Consider the following 4,268-nt stretch of genomic DNA (forward strand, 5'->3'; position numbering starts at 1 on the left):
ACGCTCTTTGTGATTGCATCCCAACTGTTGTTCTGGGTTATGTTGCTTAGGGCAATCAAAATCCAGGCCAAGAAACGATTCCGGTTTTACCTGATCTTTTTGTATGTGCTGCTCTTGGCGGGCCAGACCATATTCTATTCACGCTACATGGGGCAGACACCAGATCTCTTGTTTATGCAATTGGCACGGAATGCCTTGGGCATCTTCATCCTGATATTGCCTTATCTGCTGGAGTATGAGGTGACAGTGAAGAAGTATACTGAATTTTATATGCCGTCAGTTCAGGAACGGAATACTTTGAGTTTTGGTCAACTGAAGGATGCTGCCGGAGTGTTGCAAGGTGCCGTAGTGGGACTGGGTCAACTGAGGAAGACGGTCACACCTGAACGGATGATGGAAATCGCGCAGGAACTGCCAAGGCATAATTCGACTCAGTATATCAACAATGGGGCTTTGACCGAAGCCTATTTCGCAAAGGCTAAGGATAGCCTAGAAGATCCCCATCTCTATGTAGTGGTTTCCAATACTGGTAGTGCCGCCAGCGAGATTATCTCCGTGTTTACTAGAAAACAGTACAACCATGCGTCCCTTTCTTTTGATCGGGATCTAAAGACCATTATCAGCTACAACGGTGGAGAGAAGGTCTATCCACCGGGTCTCAACCAGGAGATGATCGAGTTCTTCAACAAAAAGGAGGATTCATCATTGATTGTCTACCAGCTGGATGCCAGCAGGGAACAAAAGGAACTGCTGATCGACAAGGTTCTGGAGATCAATGAGCACGGTAGTGCCTACAATATGCTGGGACTGGTGCTACGGACCTCGCTCAAGCCCAACATCATGTTCTGCTCTCAGTTTGTATACAACATGCTGAGGAACGCTGGCCTGGCCTATTTCGAGAAAGCGGATGGACAGGTCAAACCCACCGACTTGGTGGAACTGGATTATCACCGCAAGCTCTCCTTCTGCTATGAGATATTTTTGGGCAGGCGACAGGATTAGAGTGGATGCCAACCATCTATATAGACGATATAGACGATTATTTCGGGAGTAGTAAGTAGAGAGTTGTTTTGGGCGTGGAACTACTGTCCCTACTAGGGAACATAGTCAACAAACTTAAAGGAAATATTGCGTTCTACAAGTTACAGGCTAAGTGCAATTATTGAAATTAAACTAATGACACGGTGTGTCCTGTTATAGTGAAGTTGTAACACCCGATGAGCGTTTGATGATATAATTCAAACGTAAAAAGTGATAAGATTGGGGATCCTCAATCACCTTTTTACTAACAATCAATCTGGCACAAGGATTTAGGGGGCTATCACCCTTACAACAACATTCCCCACTTTGTGGCCTTGATCGACATAGTTGTGGGCTTCTACGATTTCATCCCACTGATAGGTTTTGTCAATAATCGACTTAACCGTCCCATTCTCCATGAGTTCTGCTAGTAGTTCAAGTGATTTGCCAGATGTTTTAGCACTACCTTTAACAGACGCATATGTTCCATTTAAGTTGAGTGCCTTTTTACAAACAGATGTATTATATAATCCAACTGCATCAAATACCATATCATATTTTAAATCACTTAGAGTAAAATCATCTTCTGTATAATCTATCACATGATCTGCACCCAAGCTTTGAACTAACTCAACATTTTTAGTGCTAGTAACGCCTGTAACTATCGCACCGTAATATTTTGCAACTTGTACAGCGTAAGTACCTACACTGCCAGAAGCTCCAATAATCAATATTGATTTACCTTTGGCCTCTTCTATCCCAAGGTCTCTAAGGAAGCGAATAGCAGTAATCCCACCAGTAGGACTCACTGCCGCTTCATCAAATGAAATGTTGGCTGGCTTTTTGACTAAAGCCCCCTTAGTAAACTTACCTTCACTTTGCACAGTCATAAATTCTGCATAAGCACTAAAACCTAAACCAGCAAAAACCATTACCTCATCACCATTGCTATAGCTAGTAACTTCCGCACCTATAGCTTCAATGACACCAGAACATTCAAATCCGAGCACTGGGTATTTTCTAGGTCTAAATAGCCCACTATGAAACCTCGCCATTACTGGATCAGCCTTACGCATCCGTATATCCCCATGGGTCACAGAAGTTGATACAATACGTACTAAAACTTCCTTTGACTTAGGTGTTGGTTTATCTAACGTTGTATACGTAAGGACTTCTGGTCCACCATATGAATTATAAACAATTGCTTTCATTGAATTACCCCTTTCTTCATTGCCTTATTAGTAGCTTAATCATATCTTTTTTTGTAATTAAAAGAAAATGGTGGACAGATAGATTGGATAATGTGTGATGAGTTTGGACAAAAATACCTCCTCAAATGTTAAGAATGAATTTCACTACAATGTACAATATTTTATCGTTTTTATGCGATTATATACAGTAACAGAGCAATAGTGATATTTGTTCTTGGATCTAAGGTGATATTTTGGACATGTAAAGTGCTGATACGATAGAACTTCGATTTCCATGATGTTACCGTTACTTATGATACGGTGAACCGTATCATAAGTAACGGTAAAAGAATAGTTCCCTATTATGATTAGATGGTTAATAAGAAACTGGTTTCAAATTATGAGAATAGTTTTTTTCTGCATACAAATTCGATAAACTGCATAATATATGGTATGATTTATGCAGAATAGAGAGAGGTGCAGAATGAGGGAATTCAATTACTTAAGAATTGATGAGGAGCTATACAACAAAGAAATAGTTGGGTTGATGACTGAACTCCATGAATATAGAGGAAAACAAGAACTATATATGGAATCATATCCGGATGTTCTTGAGGCAATGGTAAAAGTTGCTAAGATTCAAAGTACAGGTGCATCAAACAGAATTGAGGGGATTTACACCAGTGAGAAAAGATTAGGTGATCTTGTCAATGAGAAAACAGAACCTAGAAATCGTAATGAAGAAGAAATCGCAGGTTATCGAGAGGTTCTTAATACAATTCATGAAAATTATGATTATATTGTGCCTAGAAGTAATGTGGTTTTGCAGCTCCATAGAAATCTGTATGCATATAATAGTGGCTTTGTAGGCGGCAATTACAAACATGCGGATAATGTCATTGAAGAGCAGAATGAATTAGGTGAGAAACGAGTTCGTTTCACACCGGTACCTGCATATCTGACGAAAGAAACAATGGAAGCAATGTGCGGCAACTTTATTGAAGCAATCAAAAAGGAGTCAGTAGATCCATTGTTGCTTATTCCGGTTTTTATTTTGGATTTTCTATGTGTTCATCCATTCAATGATGGCAATGGTAGAATGAGTAGACTTTTAACCCTTCTACTGCTTTATCAAAATTCTTATATTGTCGGAAAGTATATTAGCATTGAAATGATGATTGAAAAGACAAAAGAAAGTTATTATGAAACCCTTGAAATGAGTTCTTTTGGTTGGCATGAAAACAACAATGATTATGTACCGTTTGTGAAATACTATCTAGGTGTTGTCTTAGCTGCTTATAGGGAGTTTTCATCGAGAGTCGAAATATTAAGAAACCAAGGATTAAGCAAATCGGAACGTGTGAAACATGTTTTTGAAACAAAGGTGGGTAAGATCAGCAAATCGGATATCTCAAAATTATGTCCAGATATCAGCATAACAACAATTGAAAAGGCTTTGGCAGAATTGGTTAAAAACAATTATATTAGAAAAGTCGGTGGTGGAAGAAGTACTGCTTATATTAGAAATGACTAAAAACTACATAATCTAGATGCGAAAATATGTAGATTATGATTTCGATATGCAGATAAAACGGTGCAAGTTCAAAAGAATATTGAAAGAGTGGTATTAAACCGTTTGGTTTTACAAAGTTATGGTGAACCATACCATAAGCGAACAAAGAATAATACAGAACTGATAATGGGCTGAGCAGATATTTGCTCAGTCCTTTTGATATTTCTACCATAAGAAGCCAATATTCCGGTTACTCTTGGCATAATTTACCGGAAGATTTGCCCAGGCTATTTAATGGGAATATGATTAATATGTAGGAAAGAGTCAAGCGCATACAGATTGTGAGTGCGTATGGAGTGTATATTGGAGGTGTTCCCGGTGGGAAACAAGAGATATGATGACATCATCGTCGGAGCGGGAGTCGCAGGTTCGACATTGGCCAAGGAGCTCAGCAGGAAGAATCGCAAGATTCTGGTTATAGAGAAAGGGATCCATGAAGCGAGCTATGGCAGTTTCAAGGATTGCATACGCTATTTTGACACAGG

4 protein-coding genes are annotated in these 4,268 nt (G+C 39.3%); 3 read left to right on the plus strand and 1 reads right to left on the minus strand.

The features are described 5' to 3' along the window. Positions 1-240: 240 nt before the first annotated feature. On the plus strand, positions 241-1,002 hold the full coding sequence (locus tag HF974_14500) for a hypothetical protein (GenBank protein MBC2699512.1): 762 nt from the start codon (positions 241-243) through the stop codon (positions 1,000-1,002). 308 nt (positions 1,003-1,310) lie between these two features. Here HF974_14500 and HF974_14505 read toward each other — a convergent pair whose 3' ends face one another. After that, positions 1,311-2,231 carry an NAD(P)-dependent alcohol dehydrogenase gene (locus tag HF974_14505; GenBank protein ID MBC2699513.1) on the minus strand — a complete coding sequence of 307 codons (921 nt, stop codon included), beginning with the start codon at positions 2,229-2,231 and terminating at the stop codon, positions 1,311-1,313. A gap of 463 nt (positions 2,232-2,694) precedes the next feature. Here HF974_14505 and HF974_14510 point away from each other — a divergent pair, with 463 nt between their 5' ends. Both HF974_14510 and HF974_14515 read left to right on the plus strand, forming a co-directional pair. After that, the gene (locus HF974_14510; GenBank protein ID MBC2699514.1) at positions 2,695-3,744 is read left to right on the plus strand and encodes a Fic family protein; all 1,050 of its coding nucleotides are present in this window, start codon (positions 2,695-2,697) and stop codon (positions 3,742-3,744) included. Between the two features lie 330 nt (positions 3,745-4,074). Beyond that, positions 4,075-4,268, plus strand: a 194-nt coding sequence (locus HF974_14515) for an NAD(P)-binding protein (GenBank protein MBC2699515.1), incomplete at its 3' end; no start/stop codon positions are given.

It is taken from the genome of ANME-2 cluster archaeon (assembly GCA_014237145.1).
GTDB lineage: Archaea > Halobacteriota > Methanosarcinia > Methanosarcinales > Methanocomedenaceae > Methanocomedens_A.

Excerpts from the sequence above, each read along its gene's own strand:
- HF974_14505 (MBC2699513.1), bottom strand. The coding sequence starts at position 2,231 with ATGAAAGCAATTGTTTATAATTCATATGGTGGACCAGAAGTCCTTACG.
- HF974_14510 (MBC2699514.1), top strand. The coding sequence starts at position 2,695 with ATGAGGGAATTCAATTACTTAAGAATTGATGAGGAGCTATACAACAAA.